Raw genomic sequence first — 1,742 nt, forward strand, 5'->3', positions numbered from 1 at the left:
CCTTGCTTTTGTTGTTATGAACATTCTAACAGGAAATCATGATGGATTCACCAGACACGCCCTAATCGATCATTTTAATCACTACCTCTCTACTCTCCTCTTTTACCGCTTGCTTAACAACCCCAACAATTTTCTCTACATAAGCCGTATAAAAATCTCCTTCCCATCTTCCCCTTTCCATTTCGCTATTTCTTTACCCCCTTTAATAAGAAATTCACATTATATATTTCATCTGTCTCAAAAACGTGTCTCCTTAGCATGAACGTCAATATATGCCTTCTACTCTGAAGATGATAATATTAAAATCATCACAATTTCACTAAGGCAGGGATTTATATGAAAAATGAATTGCCATCATTTCGTTACCACCCTGATCCTCAACAAACCGGGGTCATCGAGAAAGAGAACATTATCTGTGAAGCCTGTGGCCAGCCAAGTGAATATAACTATGTGGGCCCTTTTTACTCTGTTGAAGATGTTGAGCAAATCTGCCCTTGGTGTATTAAGGATGGTACAGCGGCTAAAAAGTTTGACGGTTCCTTTCAACAAGATTTCGACTGCATTGATAACCAAGAAGCGATTGAGGAATTAGATAAAAGAACACCTGGATATTTCTCTTGGCAAGGTGGATATTGGCCAAGCCATTGTGGAGACTTTTGCGCTTTTATAGGAGATGTGGATGGGAAACAACTTTCTAATATTTTGGCAAAAGGTGATCCAGTACTAGAAGAAACTATTAAAGAAGAAGCAAACCAGTATCAGTTAAGTCGAGAAAAGTTTATCAAAGAATTGAGTGGAGGAATTTTGGGTTACCTTTTTCAATGCCTGCATTGTGGAGGCCACAAAATTCATACCGATTTGAGTTAACTCTATTATGGAGGGAAAATCAAGATGGATCCAAACGCATCGAAAATGGAGTTTGAACAATGGGAATGGGACAGCCGGTTGGAAGAATGGGGAACCAAAATGAACTTAACCGACGAAATTACAGTAGATGTCTTATTTGATCCTAAAGGAATAAATGAAAACGAAGGTTTTCATATAGTTTATGGGCAATGGGAAAAGGTGAAAGAAAACTGGCGCAAGTTGGAGGAAGATGTGGCGGATCATCTCCTTGATATCCACAACGAGGCCTGGAACGATGAAGAACCGATCACAAAGGATACCTTCATCTCCCGCATGACCATCGAGGCGATTCGATTCTGGTCTGATGGAACCGCAGAAGTTTATTTTGATGATGGTGATCTGTTCTGGGGCCATTGTATTTTAGTCTCCCTTAACCAGGATGGTCAAGTAGTGGATGCCGACATCGCGGGTTAAGAAATAAAATATGGACCCTCAATTGAGGGAATTGAGGGTCTCTACTTACCAATAATGAATATGGTTCAGATGATTGATATGTATTAAGTAGAATAACCAAAAAGAGCCCACCGCATGGAGACTGATGCAAAAGCATAACATGATTTGTAAAAGTGCCTTCGGTCACTTTTTTTGTTACACTGAATTGGGTGAATACTATGTTAAAAGATCAAAACATCAAGAAAAGCTCTGTCCACAGTGAACTGTATAACCTGATTCCGGAAAATCATATTCTGAGAAAAATCAACGAAACCGTTGATTTTAGTTTTATCCATGAGTTAGTTAAAGAATCTTATGATGTGTATTATGGACGGCCAACTAATGATCCCGAAGTACTATTTCGACTCCTTTTCTTACAAAATTTATACCAGTTATCAGATCGA

Annotated in this window: 3 protein-coding genes; all 3 read left to right on the forward strand. The window is 38.9% G+C overall.

The window, feature by feature from the left end:
• Positions 1-336 precede the first annotated feature (336 nt).
• Complete coding sequence (locus tag ACFQNG_RS11635) at positions 337-867, forward strand: CbrC family protein (protein WP_379865214.1); 531 nt, start codon at positions 337-339, stop codon at positions 865-867.
• A 24-nt stretch (positions 868-891) separates the two neighbouring features.
• The gene (locus ACFQNG_RS11640) at positions 892-1,320 is read left to right on the forward strand and encodes a DUF2262 domain-containing protein (RefSeq protein WP_379865217.1); all 429 of its coding nucleotides are present in this window, start codon (positions 892-894) and stop codon (positions 1,318-1,320) included.
• Between the two features lie 197 nt (positions 1,321-1,517).
• On the forward strand, positions 1,518-1,742 hold a 225-nt coding region (locus tag ACFQNG_RS11645), incomplete at its 3' end, for a transposase (protein ID WP_379865218.1).

Source organism: Laceyella putida, assembly GCF_042665195.1.
Classification (GTDB): Bacteria; Bacillota; Bacilli; order Thermoactinomycetales; family Thermoactinomycetaceae; genus Laceyella; species Laceyella putida.

Excerpts from the sequence above, each read along its gene's own strand:
- ACFQNG_RS11635 (WP_379865214.1), top strand. The coding sequence starts at position 337 with ATGAAAAATGAATTGCCATCATTTCGTTACCACCCTGATCCTCAACAA.
- ACFQNG_RS11640 (WP_379865217.1), top strand. The coding sequence starts at position 892 with ATGGATCCAAACGCATCGAAAATGGAGTTTGAACAATGGGAATGGGAC.